Below are 22241 nucleotides of genomic sequence, written 5' to 3'. Positions count from 1 at the left end.
TCTTAGAGTTATTTTACTCTATTCCCTTAATGTCCAAACCGGCATTAAGCATCGCAATCATTGCCTCAACATGAATCAAGGCACACATCTTTTCTTTTACCATTCCTGATAACCACGGACGTTTTCCTGCCGTTTCTCGCCAACGAATTCGATCACTGGTAAGGGTTTCAGTTCCAGCTAGCGCATTACACGCTAAACCCCATTTGCTCTCACCAAGCATAACAAGGTATTGATAATCTTCTTTATAGCTTTCATCTTTGATGCTTTGTGGCATCACCCACTTTGCAGTATCAAGCGCATCAATTTTCATTTCTCTATTTGTTTGCAAACCAAGATACCAATCCGGGCGACCAATTAGGTGACTCAGCTCGGTAATTTGGTGAATACCGCCTAACTCTGCTAATGGTACAGCAAACATAACTCCCATTACTTCAAAAAAGAGTACTTGAAATTCTTCTTGATGCTCTGCATTTTCCCAATCTAGGTCAATTGGTGGTGGCGCTTTTCCTGCTTGGGTTTTTAACTTGGTTTCAGTAGCGTCTTCACTCCCATTATCGACAATGGGTTCTATCTCTTCAATCTGAGGCTCAGAAGAAGGGGGAATCTTCACTTTATCTGAAATATCCCACGCTGATAAGTCGAGTTCTTCTTCAGCTTCCTCTTTAATAATCGAGTCGCTTTTAATATTTGAAGAAGCAACGAGAACGTCTTGAGTTTCGGTTTCAGCTTTTTCAATCGCTGGTTCGATTCTCATTGGTTCTGTTTCTACATCGTCAATAATCAGGGCGTCAATTTCAACTTGCGCTTCTAATTGTGAGTTTTCTAATTGACTTAATAATCGTTGAACGTCCTCTAATTGAGGTAATTCAAACGGGTAAGTGTCATTATCATCCTCTATTGGCGAGAACTGCGGTTGATATTGAGGCTCTGGTGTATTAATAGTTACTGACTCTGAGTGCCAATAAATAGGCTCTGGCTCTGGCTCTGGCTCTGGCTCTGGCTCTGGCTCTGGCTCTGGCTCTGGCTCTGGCTCTGGCTCTGGCTCTGGCTCTGGCTCTGGCATAATGCTATCTTCAGCGTCATGCTCAAGTTCAATAGCTTCTTCATCTAACAGTGATGAAAAATAATCATCAAGTGCTTCTTCACTGGTAAATGTTTTAAAGTCAGCCATTAAGCTAATCTCTCTAGATAATTCAATAACGTTTTATATGCAAAAACACCACGGCTATTTGGTGAAACAAATGACGGCGGCATTCTTTTTAAACTTGCGTCCCTAAACTTTGTATCAATTGGAACCGCGGATGCCCACACTTGATCTGAATAGGTCGACTTTAGATCCATTAACGTTTGTAGTGACGCGTTAGTACGCTTATCGTACATAGTTGGAATAATAGTAACATCAAAACGAGAAGGCTTATTTCTTTGCATTATCGTTAACGTTCGCATCATTCGCTCTAGCCCTTTCATAGCTAGAAATTCTGTTTGAACTGGGATCAGTATTCGAGTACTTGCTGCTAATGCATTAACCATCATTACCCCTAATATAGGAGGGCAATCAATCAATACATAGTCATATTCATCTTTTAATGCCGCCAACGCTCTTTTTAGTACTAACCCCATCCCATTGCGGTTGCCCATTACGCGGTCAAGAGTGGCTAGTGACATATGAGCTGGAATGATATCTAACCCTGGAATGTCACTTTTTAATACAAACGGAGAAACCGTGGCTTTATTAATTGTCGGCAGTTGAAATAATTCAAATAAGCTGCAAGGCAAGTCATCAGAGTCATAGCCAAGATAAGTAGTCAATGATCCATGCGGATCAGTATCCACCATCAGGACACGTTTACCTCGTTGGTTCAATAAACCAGCTAATGTAATCGTTGTTGTTGTTTTACCAACACCACCTTTCTGGTTCGCTATGCTCCAGACAACCATTATACTTTTCCTACTTCAATCCAACTTCCACGAGCATTCTTTCAGCTACGCGTTCTAGAGGTAAACTTTCTGACGATAAGCCTGCTTTATCAATCGCTTGAGGCATGCCATAAACAACACAACTTTGCTCATCTTGAGACCAAATGGTTGCTCCTGCTGCTTTGAGCATTCGGCAGCCTTCACGGCCATCAGCACCCATTCCAGTTAAGATCATTGAAAGTACTTTATCACCATACACTTTCGCGGCAGACCCAAAAGTAACATCCACGCAAGGCTTGTAGTTCATGCGCTCACCGCCGTCTAAAATCTTCAAACGAGAAGATCCAGGGCGACCATCAATCATCATCTGTAAGCCACCCGGAGCAAGATACGCACAGCCAGGCTTTAATACATCACCATCTTCTGCTTCTTTCACTTGGATCTTACACAAATTATTTAAACGAGCCGCAAATGCTGCAGTAAATGTTGCAGGCATATGCTGAACTAAAATAATAGGATGCGGGTAATTAGCAGGGATTGCCGTTAATATCTTTTGTAATGCAACAGGACCTCCCGTTGAAGTCCCAATTGCGGTTAACTGATATTTTTTACCGGTTGCCTTAAAACGCTGCGCGACTGCTACCGGTGCAACAGGTACACTTTTAACAGGCGCTACCGTTGATGCTGTAGCACGAACAGTAGGACGAACTGTTGACGTTGTCGTTTGCGTTGTCTGCGTTGTCACCGATGGACGACGCATAAACAATTTTTTACGAGCAATTTCAGCAATACGCTTTTGCAATAAACTAACGGCTTCATCTCTATTACGAGCGATGTCTTCAAATTTCTTAGGCAAGAAGTCCAAAGCACCTGCGTCTAATGCATCCAATGTTGCTTTTGCGCCGTCATGGGTAAGAGAAGAAAACATCAAGGTTGGTGTTGGGCAAGCCTTCATGATTTCTCTTACTGCTGAGATGCCGTCCATGACAGGCATCTCAATATCCATAGTAATGACATCTGGTTTCAATGATTTTGCTTTTTCTACCGCTTCTTTACCATTAACCGCCACGTCGATAACTTCAAGACGAGGATCGGCATTAATGATTTCACTTACTCTGCGACGAAAAAAACTCGAATCATCTACAACTAATACTTTTATTGCCATGTCTATCCTTGTGCATTAACGCATGCGAACAGCGTAACGCTTAAGCAAATTTGGAACATCAAGGATCAATGCAATATGACCATCAGAAGTAATGGTTGCGCCCGCCATTCCTGGCGTGCCTTGCAATAATTCATCAAGCGGCTTAATAACGACTTCTTCTTGACCAATTAAGGTATCTACAACAAAACCAACTCGTTGAGCACCTAATTGAATAATAACAACATGGCCTAATCCTTGACGTTCTGTTTGACGAGAACCAGGAACTAACCAATCTTGTAAGTAGAATAATGGAATCGACTTTTCACGGACAATTGTCGTTAATTGGCCATCAACCATGTTTGTTTTCGATAGATCAAGATGGAAAATCTCATTCACACTTGCTAATGGCAAGGCAAATGGTTGATTAGCAACGCCAACCATTAAGGTCGGTAATATTGCTAACGTTAGTGGCACTTTAATAACAATTTTAGTGCCTTCACCCATATTTGAGTCGATATCGATTGAACCATTTAGCTGATTAATCGCTGTTTTCACAACGTCCATGCCGACACCACGACCAGAGATATCTGAGATCTCAGTCTTAGTAGAAAAGCCTGGTGCAAAAATTAAGTTATAACACTCTTTATTGGTTAAGCGTGATGCTGCATCGTTATCCATTAGACCACGATTTACCGCGATACCACGAAGCTTATCTGCATCCATACCACCACCATCATCAATGATGCTAAGTAGAATGTGATCACCTTCTTGGGAGGCAGATAAAATCACTTTACCTGTACGTTCTTTACCTGATTTCTCACGTACATCAGGCATTTCAATACCATGGTCCACAGAGTTACGCACTAAGTGAATCAGTGGATCAGCAAGCGCTTCAACCAAGTTTTTATCTAAATCTGTTTCTTCACCGCGCATCTCTAGTACGATGTCTTTTTTCAGTGTGCGCGCTAAATCACGTACAACTCGTGGGAAACGACCAAATACTTTCTTGATCGGTTGCATACGAGTTTTCATTACTGCGCCTTGAATATCAGCAGTAACAACATCAAGGTTTGAAACTGCTTTTGACATCTCTTCGTCATTGCTATTCAAACCTAAACTTACTAAACGGTTACGAACAAGAACTAACTCACCCACCATATTCATGATGTTATCAAGCGTTGATGTATCAACACGAACTGTGCTTTCCGCTTGAGGCTTAGACTGTGGTTTAGCAGGTGCTTTTGCTACAGGTTTTGCTTCTGGAGCTGGAGCTTGAGTTCTTGTTGGTGCAGGTGCAGTCGTTTGCGTTGGAGCTTCTTGAACTACAGGTGCAGGAGTCGAAGGAGCCATTGCTGCCGCTGGTTTTACTGCTTGATCAAGTTCTTCATCTGTTGGTCCTTTACCTGAACCATGCAGTTGATCTAACAGTTTTTCAAACTCGTCATCACTCATAAGATCAGCATCACCAGCCAATACTTCATCAACAGATTGAGTATTAGTAGTTGGCGCTACTGGTGTTGGTGCTGTCGTTGAATTGGTTGGACTTTTACCCGAACCATGAAGCTCATCAAGTAGACGTTCAAATTCATCATCAGTAATGTCTCCATCAGCTGCAGTATTCATTGCCGGAATCACTGGTGCTGGTGCTGCCGAAGCTGAAGAAGTACTTGATGGTGCTGCACCTTTGCCATGCAATTCATCTAATAATTTTTCAAATTCATCTTCAGTAATATCATCTACCGAATCATGAATATTGCTTTCAACAACAGGTTCTTGAGGAATAACAGCTTCGACAACTGGAGCCGCAACTTCTATTGTTGCAGCAGCTATTTCATCTTCAGTTGCAGGTTTGCTTAAATGATGAAGCAGATCCAATAATCGCTGTTCAGCAGGTTCTACTGTTTCACCATTTTGAACTGCGCTGAACATTACGTTTACGCTATCAAGAGTTTCTAAAATGGTGTCCATTAGATCAGAAGTAACTTTACGCTTACCCGTTCTAAGAATATCGAACACATTTTCAGCACCATGACATGCATCAACGAGTTCTGTTAATGAAAGGAAGCCAGCGCCCCCTTTTACAGTATGGAAACCACGGAAAATAGCATTTAATAAATCAGAATCATCTGGACGTTGTTCTAATTCAACTAATTGTTCAGAAAGTAGCTCAAGAATTTCTCCTGCTTCAATTAAGAAATCTTGCAGGATGTCTTCATCCATTTCAAAGCTCATAATGTTCCTCTAAAATCCTAGACTGGCTAATAGGTCATCAACGTCATCTTGAGATGCAACAGCATCTTCACGTTCATGTGGGTTTAAAATAGGACCTTCAGCTTGAGAAGGTTTATTAAGTTCGTCTTGTTCACCAAGTCGCTCTTCTACTTTAAACAAAGTCAAAATATCAACCAATCGGTCTTCAACTTCTTGAACTAACGTAATTACTCGTTTAATAATTTGACCGGTAAGGTCTTGAAAATCTTGCGCCATCAAGATGTTAGTCAGCTCATTACGTAGTTCTGAGCTATTCCCTTCAACTTGAGTAAGTAGACCATCAATATTGTGACATAACGTTTTGAATTGAGTCAGCTCAATTCTGCCTTTCATTAAGCTATTCCATTGAGGACGTACTTGAAGTAGCCCTTCATGCAACTCGTCAGCAATAGGAAATGAACGGTCAACAGCATCCATTGTTTTATTGGCTGCCATTTCAGTCTTATCAATCACATATTGCAAACGATCACGTGCATCTGGGATCTCATCATTAGTGATAGCAACAACTCGGTGATCAAGCTTAAAATTCTTTAATGACTCATGAAGATCACGAGTTAAAGAACCAATCTCTTGAAGCATCAAAGGTTCACTAGCAAGCGCTAATGAAGCAACGATTTGATCCGCTTCTTCTTGCTTGCCTGCTTCTAATAAAGCAACAAGCTCTTTGGCATCAGTTAATGAAATCATCTTATTGCTAATCCTTTACCGCGCAACATTTACTTATAAACGTTCAAAAATTTTGTCTAATTTTTCTTTTAATGTTGCAGCCGTAAATGGCTTAACAATGTATCCATTTACACCAGCTTGAGCGGCTTCAATAATCTGCTCACGTTTTGCTTCAGCAGTGATCATTAATACTGGTAAATGTTTTAATTCGTCATCGGCACGAATCGTTTTTAGCAAGTCGATCCCTTGCATTCCTGGCATGTTCCAATCGGTTACAACAAAGTCAAAACCACCTTTTTTAAGTAGTGGTAATGCTGTTAAACCATCATCTGCTTCTTGGGTGTTATTAAAACCTAGGTCACGTAATAAGTTTTTTACAATACGGCGCATTGTTGAGAAGTCGTCAACAATAAGGATCTTCATGTTTTTATTCAAAATCGCCTCCAGTGAGGGCAAAGTAACGGGATTTAATTATTCTACTGTCCAAGTCGATAACTTGGCCCGTAGTCGTTGCATTGATTGACTGTGTATTTGGCTGACGCGAGACTCGCTAACACCAATAACTGCACCAATTTCTTTTAGGTTTAACTCTTCATCGTAATAAAGAGATAAAACCAGAGCTTCTCTTTCTGGAAGTGTTTTAATCGCTTCCACCAGAGCAACTCTGAAGTGTTCGTCAGCAACACCTTGAAATGGAATATTATCATCAGCTTGTTCTTCTGTTGTGATGACATCATCCGAAACGCCTAAATCTTCCATGCCGACTAGTTTACCGCAATTTACATCATTAAGTATCTGATAATACTGATCTAAGGGTAATTCTAGATGTTCTGCTATCTCTTTATCGGTCGGATCACGAGAAAGTTTAGCTTCAAGCTCTTTAATTGCTGAATTTATCATCCGACTATTTTTATGAACAGAGCGAGGAACCCAGTCACCACGTCGGATTTCATCCAACATAGAGCCTCGAATTCGGATCCCAGCGTAAGTTTCAAAACTTGCGCCTTTGCTGCCGTCATAATTTTGCTGTGCCTCTAACAGACCAATCATACCAGCCTGAATAAGGTCATCCACTAACACGCTTGCTGGCAATCTTGCCATTAAGTGGTGAGCAATGCGTTTTACTAAGTCAGAATAGCGCTCTATAAACGCCTTCTGACTATTCACATTACCTTTATGATCGTAAGTTAAGCCATCAGACATAATCGTCCTCGATTTCACTTTTCTTTTCAGTTCGTAGTAATTTCTCAACAAAAAATTCTAAATGACCACTTGGCGCTTTTGGTACTGGCCAAGTCACCACTTTATTTGCTAGCGATTTCATCGCTAGTGCAGCAGGAGAGCGAGGATAGGCATCAACAACGACCTTCTGTTTTCTAACAGATAATCTGACTTTTTCATCAAGCGGTATACAAGCAACCAGTTCCATATTTGCAGATAAAAAACGATCGGTTACCAGCGTTAATTTAGCAAACAGTTCGCGACCTTCACGGTAACTTCTTACCATATTCGCAACTACTTTAAAGCGCTGTACGTTATGTTCACGACTCAATAGTTTAATAAGAGCATAAGCATCGGTAATAGAGGTCGGCTCATCGCAAACAACCACAAGTACATCTTGTGCTGCACGCGAGAAGCTCGTTACCATATCTGATATACCAGCTGCAGTATCAATTAAAAGTACGTCAATATCATCTTCTAAACTACTAAAAGCACGAATAAGACCTGCATGTTGCGCAGGACTAAGCTCTGCCATCGATTTAGAACCAGAAGTAGCAGGAATAAGTTTTACACCGTATGGGCCTTCAACAATAATATCTGCTAACTCACACTCACCATCTAAGACATGACCTAAATTTTTATTTGTGCGAATACCTAGCATAATATCAATATTAGCTAAGCCTAAATCGCCATCCAACACCATCACTTTCTTTCCCTGTTGAGCAAGTGATAACGCTAAATTTAGTGTTACATTTGTTTTACCTACGCCGCCTTTACCTCCTGTTACCGCTACTACTTTTGTTAGTGTCGGTTGAGTCAGTCGTCGTAATCCACTAGCCTGATCGTATATATTATTATCAATCATAAGTTGTCTGCCTCTGGCATGTCGCTATTCCAGAAATGAGGGTCCTTTTCCGTCGATTTTTCTAGTAATTCATTTGCTTTTGCTACTAAGTATTTAGGTTGAGCTAAAACAATATCTTCAGGTACACGTTGTCCATTTGCAATGTAAGCTATTGGTAAACCATTTTCTATTGTTACGCTGATTAATTCACCCAAACTTAGTGATTCATCAATCTTACTTAAAATACAACCCGATAATGGGATGCGTTTGAAGTGATCAATGGTCTCTTGCAGTACTTGGCGCTGTGACGTCGCTGGCATCACTAAATAGCTGCTGATTTGTGAACCACTATTTTCCATTAACGTATCAAGTTGTTCTGTTAATCGTACATCTCGTTGTCCCATACCAGCCGTATCAACTAACACTAAACGACGATTACGTAATTGATATAGTACTGATGCTAATTCATCAGCATCTTTTGCGATACGTACAGGGCAACCCATGATACGACCATAAATCGCCAGCTGTTCTTGAGCACCAATACGGAAAGTATCAGTCGTAACTAAAGCAACTTGGTCAGGTCCATACTCCATAGCTGCTCTTGCTGCTAATTTGGCAATAGTGGTTGTTTTACCAACACCTGTTGGCCCAAGAAGTGCCACAATTCCACCACGAGATAACGTATCTACTTTTGCTGTAGGGATTTGCTCAGCCAATAATTTTAATAGTGCTGACCATGCGTCTTTTGGTGGCGTATTTTCTGGTATATAACAAGCTAATTGATCTGCAAGCTCTGCCGATAAACCCATTTTTTCTAAACGTTTAATTAACATTGCGCGTAATGGTTCACGTCGTTCAACTTCTTGCCACATTAAGCCTGATACTTGATGTTCTAAAAGGCGACGAATAGACGACATTTCTGAGCGCATATGTTCTAAATCTTCATTTGATTCATTTGATGAACGGCGGCCTTTTTCATAACGAGAAGGGTCTAATCGAGGTTGCACTCGGTCTTCTTGACCTTTTATAGGATCATCTGAAATAAGGTGCGCTAACTTTGGATTATTTTGAATCGCACGAGTCATCTCTGATGTATCAAGTTTTGCTGAAGATCTATTCAATGAACCATATGAATGAGAATTCGTATTTGATGATTGAGGCTGAGGTTGAGCTTGCCCTTGAAACTTCGACTGACGTTTCAATAATGCAGCTAAGCTATCTTCTTCTCTCTCTGCTTTTACTGGCTCAACATTAGCTGAGTCACCATTTGAACCGTATTGTTTAATCATGTTTGCAAAACGTCGTGTCATCGACCCCTTGCCTACATTCACTTTATCTTCTGCAATTTGACGAGGTGCAGGAGCTGGTGCTGAATATGATGATGCACTCGGATCAATCGCGGCTACGATTTCAATACCGCCGGTTACTTTTTTATTTGACATAATGACTGCATCTACGCCTAGTTCTTCTTTTACTTGAACTAGAGCTGAACGCATGTCTTTTGCGAAAAATCGTTTAATTTTCAATATCGTATTCCTGCGCTAATAAGTCGACGCGATTAGTTACCAACAGCTTGAACAATTCTAATTTGCTTCTCATCTGGAATTTCTTGATAAGAAAGCACACGTAAGTTAGGAATCGTATTCTTAACAAACTTAGCCAACGTTGAACGTAATACGCCAGAAGTCAATAAGACTGCAGCCTCACCTTTTAACTCTTGCTCCTGAGTTGCTAAAGTTAAAGAGGCTTGTAAACGTTCAGCTAGGCCTGGTTCAATACCTGTGGTCTCGCCACCTGATGCCTGCATTGTTTGATGCAATATTTGTTCCAATTCAGGAATTAATGTTATTACAGGCATTTCAGCCTCTATACCATTGATTTCTTGAACAATTAATCGTTTTAGCGCTATTCGAACAGCCGCCGTCAAAATGTCAGGTTCTTGACTTTTTGGCGCGTATTCCGACAATGTTTGAACTATAGTACGAATATCACGCACTGGAATCGCTTCATTTAATAAGTTTTGAAGCACTTTAACAACGGCACCTAATGGTAGTTGATCTGGAACTAAGCCCTCTACTAGTTTAGGAGAGCTTTGTGAAAGTAGCTCTAACAGATTCTGAACTTCTTCATGGCCAAGTAATTGCGCTGCATTGTTTGTCAGTAATTGGCTTAAGTGTGTTGCCAATACTGTTGCTGCATCCACTACAGTATAGCCTAAAGCTTGGGCATGCTCTCTTTGCTCACCGTTAATCCATACCGCCTCTAAACCAAAAGCAGGATCAAACGTTGGTTCCCCTTCAATCGACCCATAAACTTGTCCCGGGTTAATCGCGAGTTCTTTATCTGGACGAATTTCAGCCTCACCACCTGCGACACCCATTAATGTAATTCGGTATACATTTGGTGGTAATTCTAAGTTATCACGAATATGTACAGCAGGAACCAAGAAGCCAAAATCTTGTGATAGTTTCTTACGGACCCCTTTCACGCGATCAAGTAACTCACCACCTTGTTCTTTGTCTACCATTGGTATTAAACGATAACCCACTTCAAGTCCGATGACATCAACGGGTTGAACATCATCCCACGACAGTTCTTTTGGTTGTGATGATGATATCTCCATTGGCGGAGCTGCTTTTTTATCATCACCCTCTTTTTCTTTCTGCTTATTCAGATAATACGCCCAAGCACCCGTCATTAACGCAAGTAGAATAAATGGGAAATGGGGCATCCCAGGCACAATACCCATCACAAACATAATACCAGCGGTTACCATTAGCGCCTTTGGATTATCAACAAGTTGGAATACTAATTGTTCTCCCATATCTTCATCTGTGTTTTGACGAGTAACCATTATCGCCGCACCAATAGATAAGAGTAACGATGGGATCTGAGCAACTAGACCATCACCAATGGTTAACAAGGTATAGATTTGGATTGCTTCACCAAAACCGAGACCAAATTGGCTCATACCAATAGCAAGACCACCGATGATATTAATAAATAGAATAAGAATACCAGCAATGGCATCCCCTTTTACGAATTTAGACGCACCGTCCATTGAACCGTAAAAATCAGCTTCTTTGGTTACTTCAAAACGACGTGTTCTTGCTTGCTCTTGGTCGATTAATCCAGCATTCAAATCCGCATCTATCGCCATTTGTTTACCTGGCAATGCATCCAAGGTAAAACGAGCACTTACTTCAGCAATACGTCCCGCACCTTTGGTTACAACCATAAAGTTAATGATCATTAAGATAATGAAAACAATCAAACCTACGGCATAGTTACCACCGATAACCACGTTACCAAACGCATCGATTACATGACCTGCTGCACCAGGACCTTCATGACCATGCAGAAGTACAACTCGCGTTGATGCAACGTTCAGGGCTAAACGTAGTAATGTTGATACCAAAAGAATGGTAGGAAAAGCAGCAAAATCAAGAGGTCTACGTGAATAGATAGTAACCAGTAACACCACCATTGCTAATGCGATATTAAAAGTAAACATTAAATCAAGTAAGAACGCCGGAATGGGTAAGATCACCATTGCTAGCGTAGATAGCACTAAAATCGGTGCACCTACAGCTGGTAATGTTTTACCTTGCAAGGCAGACAGCTTGTTCGGGAGTGGCATTTGAAATTTCATTACTTCGGCTTCTTTACTCACTTTATTATTGGATCATTATCAATAATAAATAACGGATAACAGGATGACCCTCCCAATAAAGCAAGTTTCGAGCCAAATTAATGTCACTTTTTTGGCTTTACTTATTATCTTTTCTGACGAGTTAAAAAATGATGGTTACTTTTAAATTAAGCACTTAATTATTAAGGAAAAATATCAATCATTATTGCAACTTACTTCTTCCTTTGTATAATCGTAGCCTTCTTTACTTACTTGGTGTTTATATGACTGATGTATCGCTTAGTACAGACCAAAATGTGCTTAATAAAATGGATATTGGAGGCAGAGTGATCCTTGAGGTTACTTGCCCAAACGGTCAATCTGCTCAAGTTCAATCTACATTAATTGGCTTTAAAAAAGGTCAGTATGTTTTTCTTGAATACCCAATAGCACCGCCTTTAGAGTTTAATAAAATTTATCTAGAGGGGGCTGAAGTTACGTTTAGGGCGATCACCAATACTACGCATCGTGATGTTATTGCATTTCGCACACAAATCCATTCTGTGATTTACCGCCCTATGGAGATGATTTGTCTTCATACTCCTAGCAGTATTTCCATGCGACAGATCCGTACTCATCAGCGTCTTGAGACTAAGTTTTCATGTAATTTAGCAGTGGGAAGTCATAACCTAACTGGCATAATGACCGATTTTTCAGCTGGCGGTTGTGCTATTTTATTACCCGCAAAACTGAACCCGAGTAATATCTTAAATCAAGAGGTCTCTGTCGCGATAGAGCTTGGTGGAGTTAGTTCGATTACAGTTTCAGGCATTATTAAAAATGTAGACCCAAAAGAAAAACAATCAAAAATTGGGATCATGTTTGATTCGAATAGTATTGATGAATCAAGCATACAGACGCTTCATCATCAATCTATTCTTAAAAATTGGAGTATAGACTAGCCAAAAGAAAGGCTAATCGAATTACTATTCGCTACTTTTTCAACTCGTCTGGGATCGTCAGTGTATTTTCATCGAGTTCAGGTTTAGTTCCACCTTTCTTCTTATATTGCTTCATCTGGAATATATACGCTAAGATTTGAGCAACGGCGGCAAATAGACCATCAGGGATTTGTTGTTCTAACTCTGTTGAATGATATAAAGCACGAGCCAATGGTGGCGCTGGCAAAATATCAATATTGTGCTCTCTTGCGATTTCTCGAATTTTCATTGCGATGTGATCGACCCCTTTAGCGACAACAATAGGAGCAGCATCTTTGCTTTGATCATAGCGCAATGCCACTGAATAGTGCTCTGGGTTAGTAACGATGACATCGGCTGAGGGGACATCTGCCATCATTCGTCGTTGTGTCATCTCTCGCTGAAGCATACGAATACGACCTTTAACTTCAGGCTTACCTTCTGTCTCTTTATATTCATCTTTAATTTCTTGCTTGGTCATTTTCAACTGATTTGCGTGTTGCCAAATTTGAAACGGAATATCAATCGCGACCACAATTAATAAGGTACAGCTGATCAATAAAATAAAGTTCAGCAAGATATCAAGGGAATGAAAAATATTTGCAGGATACGTATCAAGGCTAAGCTGAAATAAATCTGCTTTACTTTGATTAATCAGATAAAAAGCCATCCCACTAACTAAAGATACTTTTAATATTGATTTTAAAAGCTCAACCCAACTTTGCATGCCAAACATTCGCTTAATGCCTGACATCGGGTTCATTTTAGAAGGTTTTGGCATTGCCGCTTCTGCTGAAAAACTAATACCACCAAGACCCGCTGCTCCAATTAAGGCCGCAACAAATAATGTGACAAGTATAAGCAGAACTGGGAAAGTTAATGCGACTAATCCACCACCTACGATTTCAAGTAATTTATTAGTGTCATAAATCTCTTCTCTAGAAATAGAAAAGAAACGTTCCATAATTGAAAAGAGTGCTTTGGCAACGCCTTCACCAAACCACATTAATGCAACCGAACCACACACCAAAACAGAGACTGAAGCGAGCTCTTTTGACCTTGCAACCTGCCCTTTGTCTTTGGCTTGTTGCAAGCGTTTGGCCGTGGCGTCTTCGGTACGTTCTTGACCGTCACTTTCAGCCATAGCTGACCTCCACGATTCTTAATTTGGCCATTAGCAATCCAACCTTATCATGCTACATATTTGCGCTTCGGCACGACCCCAGTGCAAATCATAGTGAGTGAATAAACCAAGAATGATATATGACGTCAGTAATAAACCGACTAATAATGCAAAAGCAAAACCTAATGAGAATATATTTAGCTGTGGTGCAGCACGCGTCATTACACCAAAAGAAAGGTTGACCGTAAGTAAGGCAATAATGCCAGATAAAGACATACTCAACCCAGCTTTCATCATGATGCCAAGCCAACCTGCCATTGATTGATAATCGACACTTGTCAATTTTCCGACGCCAACTGGTAACGTAGAGAAACTCATCACGACAAAGTTAATCATTTTTAAATGACCATCAGTTCCTAAGAAAAACAGTATCGATAGAAACATAAATAGCTGGCCAAGTAATGGTGTATTTTGACCATTTGCAGGGTCAACCATTGAAGCAAAACCTAAACTCGACTGCATACCCAAAATTTGCCCAAGAAGAACAAAAGTTTGAGTAACAAACACTGTGACCATCCCCATAGCAACGCCAATAATAATCTGCTCTGCTGTCGTCATAAAACCTTGAAAAGACATTAACTGAATTTCGGGGGGCATGGCTGGAATGGCAGGCATAACCGCAAAAGTAATCGTTAACCCAAGATAGAGCCGAATTCTAGGCGATACAAATCGAGCCCCGAATACTGACATCACCATTAACATGGCTGAAATGCGAGTATAAGGCCAAAAATATGCAGCAATAAAATCTAATACTATCTGGGTTGGATATTCCATAAGTCAGTAATGTTAATTTAGATTAATAAAGAACTGTTGGCATTCGAGCAATCAATTCGTAAAAGTATTCCATTAACATTCGAGTCATCCAGTGACCAAATAGCATTAACGCTAGTAAGGTGACAATCAAACGAGGTAAAAAACTCAAGGTCTGTTCGTTGATTGATGTCGCAGCTTGGAATACCGCAACCACTAAACCAATAAGCAAACTTGGGATAATAATGGCGCATACCATGATAAGAACCATGTACAGCGCGCCACGGAATAGCTCGATGGCCATTTCAGGTGTCATGTTCGCTCCTTATGTACTAAAGCTTCCGGCAAGTGTCGAAAGTATTAAGTTCCATCCATCTACCAGTACAAATAACATAAGTTTAAAGGGTAACGATACGATCATAGGAGAAAGCATCATCATACCCATAGCCATTAATACCGAGGCTACGACTAAGTCGATAATTAAGAAAGGTAAGAAAAGCATGAAACCGATTTGAAACGCCGTTTTTAATTCTGAGGTAATAAACGCAGGAATAATAACAGTAATAGGTACATCTTCAGGGTTTTGCGCCTCTACTCCAGACATATTAACGAATGTCTCTAAATCTTTCACTCGCGTTTGCGCCAGCATAAACTCTTTCATTGGTACTTGTGCAACATCAAAGGCTTCACGCGCGGTAATTTCTTCATTGATATAAGGCTGAATAGCGGTGTTATTCACCTTATCAAAGACTGGAGCCATAATAAAAAAGGTTAAAAACATTGCGATACCAATGATAACTTGGTTTGATGGCGTTTGTTGTAGACCCATGGCTTGTCGTAATATCGACATGACCACCACTATACGCGTAAAAGACGTCATCAAAATAACCATGGCAGGCAAAAAGCCTAGCATGGTCATTAACCCTAATATCTGCAGGTTAACAGAATAGTCTTCACCACCATTAGCATTAGTTGTCATGGTGAATGCAGGCACACCACCACCAGAACTGCTGCCTTTAGCGATAGTTTTAGAAGCTCCGCTGTCCTTTTCCATCGCAGTTACAGTCATGCCTTCCGCACTGGCTGCTGTTGCAGGAATAGCGCTTGCTAAGTCATCTACCGCCCACGCCGAAGATGCCATGAATAAGAGTGAAAAAACCGCCAAAGTGGCGGCAATTAAATTAGTTTTTAGCATTTTTCTTCATCAGTTGGCTTAGTTGAGTTGAAAATGGTGTCAAAGTCGATTCGCCGACATCTAACGGCTTTTCAAGCTTACTTAGCATATTGATATTTTGAGAGGTAATTCCAATAAGGAACTGCTCTTCTCCAACTTGAACCACTGCGACTCTTTCTTTTGTTCCCACTGGTAATTGCTTAACAATACTCATGTTGCTACCAGGAGATCCTGTAACACCAGGAAAACGCATTCTCTTTAATAGCCAAGCAAAAAAAAGAATAAGCGCGATAACAAAAATCAAAGAGCCTAATGTCGCCGCTAAATCGACATTAGGTGCATCTGCGGCAAATAAAGGAAAAGGTATCAATGCCAATAACCATAGTTGTTTCATACCTTTCCTTTTATTCATCTATTGGTTCCTGATTAACGTAGCTTCTTAATACGCTCAGTTTGGCTAATAACGTCTGTTAAACGAATACCAAACTTGTCATTCACGACAACCACTTCACCGTGAGCGATAAGAGTACCATTAACCATAACATCCAGTGATTCACCTGCAATTCGGTCAAGTTCAACGACTGAACCTTGGTTCAATTGCAGTAAGTTACGAATACTAATATGTGAACGGCCTACTTCCATAGAAATAGTCACAGGAATATCTAAGATCGTATCAAGCTTGCGACGTTCATCTTCATTGAACTCTGGCGTTTTGTTTTCTAAGTCTTCCAATGGTGCGGTTACCGCTTGGCCTTCTGCACTTTCACTTAATGCTGCTGCCCATTCGTCAGCCATTTGTTGTTCATTTGAATCCATGATCCACTACCTTCTCTATTCTTATTCTTCATCTAGATCAAACAATACGTCTTTGCCTAGGAAGGCTAAATCCGTTTTCACCATATCTGGGCGTTTGATTTTCTCTGTGATCTGTACTGCTAATTTATCGTTCGATTTACCTACTTTACCGCGGTAAGTTGGTAATTCTTCTACAAATACGGTGGCGGCTTCTGGCATTTCAACAGGGATAATATCACCTGCTTCTAAATCCATTAAGTCACGCAATGAAATTTGACTCTCTAAAAGATTCACTTTCATTTCAACTGGCACGTCCATGATTTCATCACGCAGTGCTTTACTCCAACGAACGTCAGTGTCCATTTTGTCACTTTGAACACCCGCATCAAGTAATTCACGGATAGGCTCAACCATTGAATATGGGAAGACTACGTGGAAGTCACCACCGCCGCCATCGACTTCAATATGGAATGAACTAACAACAATCACTTCTGTTGGACTAACAATGTTTGCCATTGTTGGGTTTACTTCTGAATCAAGGTATTCAAACTCAACACCCATTACAGGTGACCATGCTTCTTTGTAATCTTCAAAAATCACTTTCAGTAATAATTGAATGATACGTCGCTCGGTTGGAGTAAACTCACGACCTTCGATTTTTGCATGGAAACGACCATCACCACCAAAGAAGTTTTCTACCAAAATGAAAACTAATCGAGCTTCCATAGTGACTAATGCTGTGCCTTTTAATGGACGAAAACGCACCATATTCAAGCTAGTTGGAACATATAGTGTATTTTGATACTCACCAAATTTCACCATAGAGACGCCATTAATTGATACTTCGGCGGTTTTTCTCAACATATTAAATAAGCTAATACGCATATGACGAGCAAAACGTTCATTAATCAATTCTAGGGTTGGCATTCGACCACGAACGATTCGGTCTTGTGATGAAAAATCAAAGTTCTTCATTGAACCTATATTTTCTTCAGGACCACCCGTTACATCATCTTCTACGTCATCTACACCATGGAGTAGAGCATCAATTTCATCTTGGGATAATAGATCTGTCACATTGAACCTATTGCATTACAAAGTCAGTAAATAATACTTTTTCAACTACAGGCTTGGCTGTAATTTTAGTAAAGGCATCTTGAATATCACGTGTTGCCTGCTCGCGTAAATCGATTCGACCACGAGGCTCTCTTAATTGCTCAACTGTTGCGGCAGCGAAAGTCGATAATAAAGCACTTTCAATTAAAGGCGTGTGTTGTTGTGCAATACTTTCATTATCAGTACCACGCATCATCACTTGCACTTTTAATTGAACTAAACGATCACGCTTATCGCCTGTAACATTAAAAATAAATGGCTGAGGTAAGTTTAAGTACAATGCTGGCATTTGAGCTTCTAATGCAGCTATGTCTTGTTCTGTTGCTTCTTCTTTGGAATCTCCAGCTAAGAAGAACCAAGCAGCAGCACCGCCACCCACAAGCAATAATACAATCAATGTGATGATAATAATCAGTTTATTTTTACTTTTAGGTGCATCACCTTGGTTTGCCATTGTATTTCCTCTTGGATAAATCGTTAATTATTATTTTAAAATCATGATGCTTTTTTCAAAAAATTCTTAGGCGTAAAAGCTAATTCCATCATTGGGTTTTGATACTTGTACGTTAATCTCTTTTTCTTCAGAAAACTCTTCATTAAATCCAGAGCCTTGACGAGAAGACTCTTCTTTCTGATAAGCGTATTGAGATGACTCACCAGAGTTTTGTTGCTGAACTGAGGTATCGGCTAATTGGATCCCTTGTTGAGCAAACATTTCACGTAATCGCGGTAAACTTTGTTCAATAGCATCACGAGCTTGTTGGTTTGATACGGTAAACTGAACCCCTGCACTATCTGCTCCCATGTTTAGGCGAATATGCATACGTCCCATTTCTGGTGGATCTAAACGAATATCAACATGTTTTAAGTTTTTTGCCATCATCATATTGATGCGTTCAGCAACTTCGTCACTGACTTGTTCTTGACGAATATTCAGCGGTGCCATTGCTGGATCCATTTTCTGAGCAGCGGTTACTTGTTGTGTTGCTGTTGCTCCTGATGCCGTCGCTAGCTGCTGAGCAAAACTATCTGTCGTTTTAGCTTCGGTTAGATTCACAGTTTCACCATTAGCAACCTGCGTCATGCCAAGTGCTGAAATATCGATCTTTGCTTTTTTTGCCTCAGCAAGCTTTCCGGCTTCAGCTTCTGCCTTACCGATAAGTGCTGTAGAGGTTAATAATTCTTTGGTTGATTCTTTGTTACCTGACGCCTCACCTTTGCTCTGTGTTTCGCCCTCTACTTGAGTTGACGATTTAGCACTACTTCCCCATTGAATTTCTTTTAAAGGGTCCGTTTTTTCGGCTACGGTTTTACTGCTGTTTGTCTCGCCTTTAGCAGCAATACTGGCTTGAGTTAGCATCACTTCTGCATCACTTAGTGGCTCTGAATCGTCTGATGATTCTTTATCATCTGATTCTTTTTTCGCTTCCGCTTTTTTATCAACTAGCGTGCTATTCGCTTGATCTAAACGAGAGAGTAATTCAGAACCTTGGCTTACTTTTTCTTCTGTTGTTTCTTCTTTTGTTTCAACAGATTCAGACTCTTTCGATTTTTCAGCCGCTTCACCTTTTTCAACGTCGCCTTTTTCGTCTACCGTTGTTTTTTTGGCGTCGTCTTTTTCTTTTAATCCCATGACTTCTTTAAGCTCTTCTACAAAGCCTTCAGATTCTGTTTTTTCTACAGCAGCCGTTTTAGTATCTGTCTTTACTGGTGCGGTTTTATTGATACTGCTTAAGGATAAGTCATGACTGCTCATAGTATATTCTCTACATTGAGTGTGAATTTTTTGACGAGCACTGTAGTGGCCCAACGTTGATTATTTTAAAGCAAATATTAAGCCACTTTTATATTTAGTTTAACGCTGGACAACAAGAAGAGGGGGATTAACTAAAGTAAAACAATCGAAAAAATAACTAAATAGCCTATTCAGATTTAATTCGTCGGGCAAACTGCAGTGTCGAAAACTCATCCATCATATTTTGCTCTTGTTTATCGAGTTTTTTTTGACGCTCGGTTTTCTTTTTATCGATCATCCATTCGTAGGAGCGACGTTGCTTACGAGTCTCTTGCCAATAGCTTTGACAATTATCCACTTGGGAAGTGAAATGAGACTCTGCACTTTTTTGTTTCGTTAGCGTTTCATCTAACTGCACCAAAAACTTATTTAAATGACTGTATTGGCTCGCAGTAAGACCTTCCTGACCACGCTGCAAAAGTTGATTACAGTAATCAAGACGATACTTTTCGATTTGTTTAACTTGCTCATAGAAATTATCCAACTCTGCTTTGGCTTTACTTAATGCCATCACAGCTTGGTTTTCTCTTTCCTGAGATTGTTCTAATAAAAAATCAAAGGTATTACTCATGCTCTTTCTCTATTTATCGTCTTATCCATGCACACTATTCTCGTACCTTTGACTCGTTAGCCACTTAATAGCATTTTCAACATGCTCTTACACATATCATATGGCACGCTTTCTTTCATTTTCTGTTGTAGATATTCATCAAGTCGTGGTTTTAACGTGAACGCTTGATCAATAGCCGGATCGGTACCCGGTTTATAAGCGCCTATTGATACCAAATCTTGGTTTTTACGACAAGTAGATAAAATTTGACGAACCACTTTAGACATCAACATATGCTCTTCATCTGTGATTTGTGGCATAACACGGCTCACTGATTTCTCTACATCAATCGCTGGATAGTGGCCCGCATCAGCCATTTCACGTGACAATACGATGTGTCCATCCAAAATGGCGCGAGAAGCATCAGCGATAGGATCTTGTAAGTCATCCCCTTCAGTCAAAACCGTAAAGAATGCAGTAATAGACCCTTGGTTTTCGTTACCATTACCCGCTCGTTCAACCAAAGCGGGCAGTTTAGCAAATACGGAAGGCGGATAACCTTTGGTTGCTGGAGGTTCACCAACCGATAAGGCAATTTCACGCTGTGCTTGTGCAAAACGTGTCAGTGAATCCATCAATAATAATACGTCTAGACCTTGATCACGGAAGTACTCTGCAATAGTCAGTGCTGTCTGACAGCCTTTTAATCGCATCAGTGCAGATGAATCGGCAGGCGCTGCGACAACCACTGATCTTTGTCGCCCTTCTGGGCCTAAAATCTCTTCAATGAATTCTTTTACTTCTCGTCCACGCTCACCAATCAGACCGACAACCACCACTTGTGCTGTTGTACCGCGAGTCATCATGCCAAGTGTTACCGATTTACCTACACCTGAGCCGGCAAATAGACCCAAACGCTGGCCTTTACCAACCGTAAGTAAACCGTTAATTGCTTTTAATCCAACATCAAGTGGTTCTGAAATTGGCTTTCGTGCTAATGGATTAATTGGTTCTGAAGTAAATGAAGCGGTTTGCTCGGTATACAATTCACCAAGCCCATCAATCGGATTACCAACACCATCAACGACTCGACCTAGTAACTCCATACCAACAGGAATACCACTACCACCAACAATTGGAGTCACTTTTGCCCCTGGAAGTACACCTGATACTTGTTCGTTCGGCATTAAAAATAGGTTATCACCTGAAAAACCGACCACTTCTGCTTCTATTTCACCATTGATGGTTTCTACCAAGCAAGAACTACCGATAGGCGCTCGGCAACCTGTCGCTTCTAGCGTTAAGCCAACAACACGTACTAACTTACCTGATGCAATAGCTCGCGTGGTTAACCCTGTTGTTTTATATTGAGAAAGGCGTTCAGATAATGGCAGCATTTACTGATTTCCTTGATGACGATTTACACCGCAGAATTTATTTAAAACGGTTTTAATTCGCTCTTCAAGTAAGTAGCTGACTTTTGAATCTGAAGCTTGAATGTTAATATCACCAAGATTCATTGAAGGCTCGGCAACCAGTGTCCACTGTTTTTGTGCTAAAGCTTCTTCGCCATACGCTTCAATCACACGTTGGTGATCTTCTGGGTTTAATGAAATGGTAATTTCGCGCTCAGTAACCGGTAAGGTTTCAACTGATTCACGAACAGTATCAAGCAATACTTGAGGATTGGTTTTTACCTCAACATGAATCACTTCTTTAGTTAGCGCTAATACCATATCGATAAGCTGTTTTTCTACTTGAGAATCAACTAACTCTAATGGCGTTGCAAACTTATCAGCCATTTCAATTAAATGCTGTATACGCTCTTGAATTTCAGCTTGCCCAGCTGCAATACCTTCATCGTAACCAACTTGATAGCCTTCTGGTTTTCCAGCGTCAAAGCCTTCTGCTTGGCCTTTTTCTAAACCTTCCTTATAACCAAACTCTTGCCCTTGCGTTAATCCTTCATTGTAAGCACCTTGTTTTATCTGTTCGATAATTTCTTCGGTGAGCACAAATTCTTCAGGCTCTTCTTCTTGAGGAAGTGATGGTGTCCAGCTAGGATCATAATTTAATGCAGTTTCACGAGCTGGCTGGTTAGGATCAGAATAATCAGGAGATTCCCAAATATTGGTTTTTTGTAGTTCACTCTCATCGGTAATGCGAATAAAGCCACGTTTTTTGCTGATACTCATGATGATAAC

23 protein-coding genes are annotated in these 22241 nt (G+C 40.5%); 1 reads left to right on the top strand and 22 read right to left on the bottom strand.

What is annotated here, in order from left to right:
• Positions 1–13 precede the first annotated feature (13 nt).
• From PVK71_RS01560 to flhA, 10 genes are read right to left on the bottom strand one after another with little or no spacing between them, the layout of a single operon-like run.
• A complete protein-coding gene (locus tag PVK71_RS01560) occupies positions 14–1171 on the bottom strand; it encodes a chemotaxis protein CheW (RefSeq protein WP_274417299.1) in 1158 nt (385 codons plus the stop codon).
• Positions 1171–1938, bottom strand: coding sequence for a ParA family protein (locus tag PVK71_RS01555; protein ID WP_274417300.1), 768 nt, complete (start codon positions 1936–1938; stop codon positions 1171–1173). The genes PVK71_RS01560 and PVK71_RS01555 overlap by 1 nt, the downstream gene beginning before the upstream one ends.
• 10 nt (positions 1939–1948) lie before the next feature.
• Positions 1949–3082, bottom strand: a complete 1134-nt coding sequence (locus PVK71_RS01550) for a protein-glutamate methylesterase/protein-glutamine glutaminase (RefSeq protein WP_274417301.1) — start codon at positions 3080–3082, stop codon at positions 1949–1951.
• A 15-nt stretch (positions 3083–3097) separates the two neighbouring features.
• A complete protein-coding gene (locus tag PVK71_RS01545) occupies positions 3098–5293 on the bottom strand; it encodes a chemotaxis protein CheA (RefSeq protein ID WP_274417302.1) in 2196 nt (731 codons plus the stop codon).
• Positions 5294–5302: 9 nt separating this feature from the next.
• Positions 5303–6019 (bottom strand): protein phosphatase CheZ, encoded by a 717-nt coding sequence (locus PVK71_RS01540; RefSeq protein ID WP_274417303.1) that lies wholly within the window; start codon positions 6017–6019, stop codon positions 5303–5305.
• Between the two features lie 33 nt (positions 6020–6052).
• Positions 6053–6421, bottom strand: a complete 369-nt coding sequence (gene cheY / locus PVK71_RS01535; RefSeq protein ID WP_011262352.1) for a chemotaxis response regulator CheY — start codon at positions 6419–6421, stop codon at positions 6053–6055.
• Positions 6422–6469: 48 nt separating this feature from the next.
• Positions 6470–7201: an RNA polymerase sigma factor FliA gene (locus PVK71_RS01530; RefSeq protein ID WP_130044154.1), complete on the bottom strand. Its 732-nt coding sequence runs from the start codon at positions 7199–7201 to the stop codon at positions 6470–6472.
• Positions 7194–8084 (bottom strand): MinD/ParA family protein, encoded by an 891-nt coding sequence (locus tag PVK71_RS01525; RefSeq protein WP_274417304.1) that lies wholly within the window; start codon positions 8082–8084, stop codon positions 7194–7196. Before PVK71_RS01525 ends, PVK71_RS01530 begins: the two co-directional genes overlap by 8 nt.
• Positions 8081–9589, bottom strand: coding sequence for a flagellar biosynthesis protein FlhF (gene flhF / locus PVK71_RS01520; protein WP_274417305.1), 1509 nt, complete (start codon positions 9587–9589; stop codon positions 8081–8083). Before flhF ends, PVK71_RS01525 begins: the two co-directional genes overlap by 4 nt.
• A gap of 32 nt (positions 9590–9621) precedes the next feature.
• Positions 9622–11715, bottom strand: coding sequence for a flagellar biosynthesis protein FlhA (gene flhA / locus PVK71_RS01515; protein ID WP_274417306.1), 2094 nt, complete (start codon positions 11713–11715; stop codon positions 9622–9624).
• A gap of 263 nt (positions 11716–11978) precedes the next feature.
• On the opposite strand from flhA, the gene PVK71_RS01510 reads away from it, so the two are divergent.
• Complete coding sequence (locus tag PVK71_RS01510) at positions 11979–12656, top strand: flagellar brake protein (protein ID WP_274417307.1); 678 nt, start codon at positions 11979–11981, stop codon at positions 12654–12656.
• 31 nt (positions 12657–12687) lie between these two features.
• Here PVK71_RS01510 and flhB read toward each other — a convergent pair whose 3' ends face one another.
• The 12 genes from flhB to fliH form a co-directional block, all read right to left on the bottom strand.
• Positions 12688–13818 carry a flagellar biosynthesis protein FlhB gene (gene flhB, locus PVK71_RS01505; RefSeq protein ID WP_274417308.1) on the bottom strand — a complete coding sequence of 377 codons (1131 nt, stop codon included), beginning with the start codon at positions 13816–13818 and terminating at the stop codon, positions 12688–12690.
• Positions 13819–13848: 30 nt separating this feature from the next.
• Positions 13849–14631, bottom strand: a complete 783-nt coding sequence (gene fliR / locus PVK71_RS01500; RefSeq protein WP_274417309.1) for a flagellar biosynthetic protein FliR — start codon at positions 14629–14631, stop codon at positions 13849–13851.
• Positions 14632–14653: 22 nt separating this feature from the next.
• Complete coding sequence (gene fliQ, locus PVK71_RS01495) at positions 14654–14923, bottom strand: flagellar biosynthesis protein FliQ (RefSeq protein ID WP_130048995.1); 270 nt, start codon at positions 14921–14923, stop codon at positions 14654–14656.
• 9 nt (positions 14924–14932) lie between these two features.
• Positions 14933–15802 (bottom strand): flagellar type III secretion system pore protein FliP, encoded by an 870-nt coding sequence (gene fliP, locus PVK71_RS01490; RefSeq protein WP_130048994.1) that lies wholly within the window; start codon positions 15800–15802, stop codon positions 14933–14935.
• Entirely contained in the window at positions 15789–16175 is a 387-nt protein-coding gene (gene fliO, locus PVK71_RS01485; protein ID WP_274417554.1) for a flagellar biosynthetic protein FliO, read from the bottom strand. Before fliO ends, fliP begins: the two co-directional genes overlap by 14 nt.
• Before the next feature lie 32 nt (positions 16176–16207).
• On the bottom strand, positions 16208–16597 hold the full coding sequence (gene fliN / locus PVK71_RS01480; protein WP_443111682.1) for a flagellar motor switch protein FliN: 390 nt from the start codon (positions 16595–16597) through the stop codon (positions 16208–16210).
• Between the two features lie 21 nt (positions 16598–16618).
• Positions 16619–17653 (bottom strand): flagellar motor switch protein FliM, encoded by a 1035-nt coding sequence (gene fliM / locus PVK71_RS01475; protein ID WP_130048992.1) that lies wholly within the window; start codon positions 17651–17653, stop codon positions 16619–16621.
• Positions 17654–17660: 7 nt separating this feature from the next.
• Complete coding sequence (fliL, locus tag PVK71_RS01470; protein WP_274417310.1) at positions 17661–18146, bottom strand: flagellar basal body-associated protein FliL; 486 nt, start codon at positions 18144–18146, stop codon at positions 17661–17663.
• 66 nt (positions 18147–18212) lie between these two features.
• The gene (locus PVK71_RS01465) at positions 18213–19448 is read right to left on the bottom strand and encodes a flagellar hook-length control protein FliK (RefSeq protein ID WP_274417311.1); all 1236 of its coding nucleotides are present in this window, start codon (positions 19446–19448) and stop codon (positions 18213–18215) included.
• Positions 19449–19614: 166 nt separating this feature from the next.
• Positions 19615–20058, bottom strand: a complete 444-nt coding sequence (gene fliJ / locus PVK71_RS01460; RefSeq protein WP_274417312.1) for a flagellar export protein FliJ — start codon at positions 20056–20058, stop codon at positions 19615–19617.
• A 56-nt stretch (positions 20059–20114) separates the two neighbouring features.
• Positions 20115–21434 carry a flagellar protein export ATPase FliI gene (fliI, locus tag PVK71_RS01455; RefSeq protein ID WP_130044139.1) on the bottom strand — a complete coding sequence of 440 codons (1320 nt, stop codon included), beginning with the start codon at positions 21432–21434 and terminating at the stop codon, positions 20115–20117.
• Positions 21435–22232 (bottom strand): flagellar assembly protein FliH, encoded by a 798-nt coding sequence (fliH, locus tag PVK71_RS01450; RefSeq protein WP_274417313.1) that lies wholly within the window; start codon positions 22230–22232, stop codon positions 21435–21437.
• Between the last annotated feature and the right edge of the window lie 9 nt (positions 22233–22241).

The organism is Aliivibrio sp. S4MY1, assembly GCF_028765545.1.
GTDB lineage: Bacteria > Pseudomonadota > Gammaproteobacteria > Enterobacterales > Vibrionaceae > Aliivibrio.
Note: the sequence above shows the minus strand (reverse complement) of the source record. Positions and strands in the feature narration are given on the sequence as shown.

Excerpts from the sequence above, each read along its gene's own strand:
- PVK71_RS01560 (WP_274417299.1), bottom strand. The coding sequence starts at position 1,171 with ATGGCTGACTTTAAAACATTTACCAGTGAAGAAGCACTTGATGATTAT.
- PVK71_RS01555 (WP_274417300.1), bottom strand. The coding sequence starts at position 1,938 with ATGGTTGTCTGGAGCATAGCGAACCAGAAAGGTGGTGTTGGTAAAACA.
- PVK71_RS01550 (WP_274417301.1), bottom strand. The coding sequence starts at position 3,082 with ATGGCAATAAAAGTATTAGTTGTAGATGATTCGAGTTTTTTTCGTCGC.
- PVK71_RS01545 (WP_274417302.1), bottom strand. The coding sequence starts at position 5,293 with ATGAGCTTTGAAATGGATGAAGACATCCTGCAAGATTTCTTAATTGAA.
- PVK71_RS01540 (WP_274417303.1), bottom strand. The coding sequence starts at position 6,019 with ATGATTTCATTAACTGATGCCAAAGAGCTTGTTGCTTTATTAGAAGCA.
- cheY (WP_011262352.1), bottom strand. The coding sequence starts at position 6,421 with ATGAAGATCCTTATTGTTGACGACTTCTCAACAATGCGCCGTATTGTA.
- PVK71_RS01530 (WP_130044154.1), bottom strand. The coding sequence starts at position 7,201 with ATGTCTGATGGCTTAACTTACGATCATAAAGGTAATGTGAATAGTCAG.
- PVK71_RS01525 (WP_274417304.1), bottom strand. The coding sequence starts at position 8,084 with ATGATTGATAATAATATATACGATCAGGCTAGTGGATTACGACGACTG.
- flhA (WP_274417306.1), bottom strand. The coding sequence starts at position 11,715 with ATGAAATTTCAAATGCCACTCCCGAACAAGCTGTCTGCCTTGCAAGGT.
- PVK71_RS01510 (WP_274417307.1), top strand. The coding sequence starts at position 11,979 with ATGACTGATGTATCGCTTAGTACAGACCAAAATGTGCTTAATAAAATG.
- flhB (WP_274417308.1), bottom strand. The coding sequence starts at position 13,818 with ATGGCTGAAAGTGACGGTCAAGAACGTACCGAAGACGCCACGGCCAAA.
- fliR (WP_274417309.1), bottom strand. The coding sequence starts at position 14,631 with ATGGAATATCCAACCCAGATAGTATTAGATTTTATTGCTGCATATTTT.
- fliQ (WP_130048995.1), bottom strand. The coding sequence starts at position 14,923 with ATGACACCTGAAATGGCCATCGAGCTATTCCGTGGCGCGCTGTACATG.
- fliP (WP_130048994.1), bottom strand. The coding sequence starts at position 15,802 with ATGCTAAAAACTAATTTAATTGCCGCCACTTTGGCGGTTTTTTCACTC.
- fliO (WP_274417554.1), bottom strand. The coding sequence starts at position 16,175 with ATGAAACAACTATGGTTATTGGCATTGATACCTTTTCCTTTATTTGCC.
- fliN (WP_443111682.1), bottom strand. The coding sequence starts at position 16,597 with ATGGATTCAAATGAACAACAAATGGCTGACGAATGGGCAGCAGCATTA.
- fliL (WP_274417310.1), bottom strand. The coding sequence starts at position 18,146 with ATGGCAAACCAAGGTGATGCACCTAAAAGTAAAAATAAACTGATTATT.
- PVK71_RS01465 (WP_274417311.1), bottom strand. The coding sequence starts at position 19,448 with ATGAGCAGTCATGACTTATCCTTAAGCAGTATCAATAAAACCGCACCA.
- fliJ (WP_274417312.1), bottom strand. The coding sequence starts at position 20,058 with ATGAGTAATACCTTTGATTTTTTATTAGAACAATCTCAGGAAAGAGAA.
- fliI (WP_130044139.1), bottom strand. The coding sequence starts at position 21,434 with ATGCTGCCATTATCTGAACGCCTTTCTCAATATAAAACAACAGGGTTA.
- fliH (WP_274417313.1), bottom strand. The coding sequence starts at position 22,232 with ATGAGTATCAGCAAAAAACGTGGCTTTATTCGCATTACCGATGAGAGT.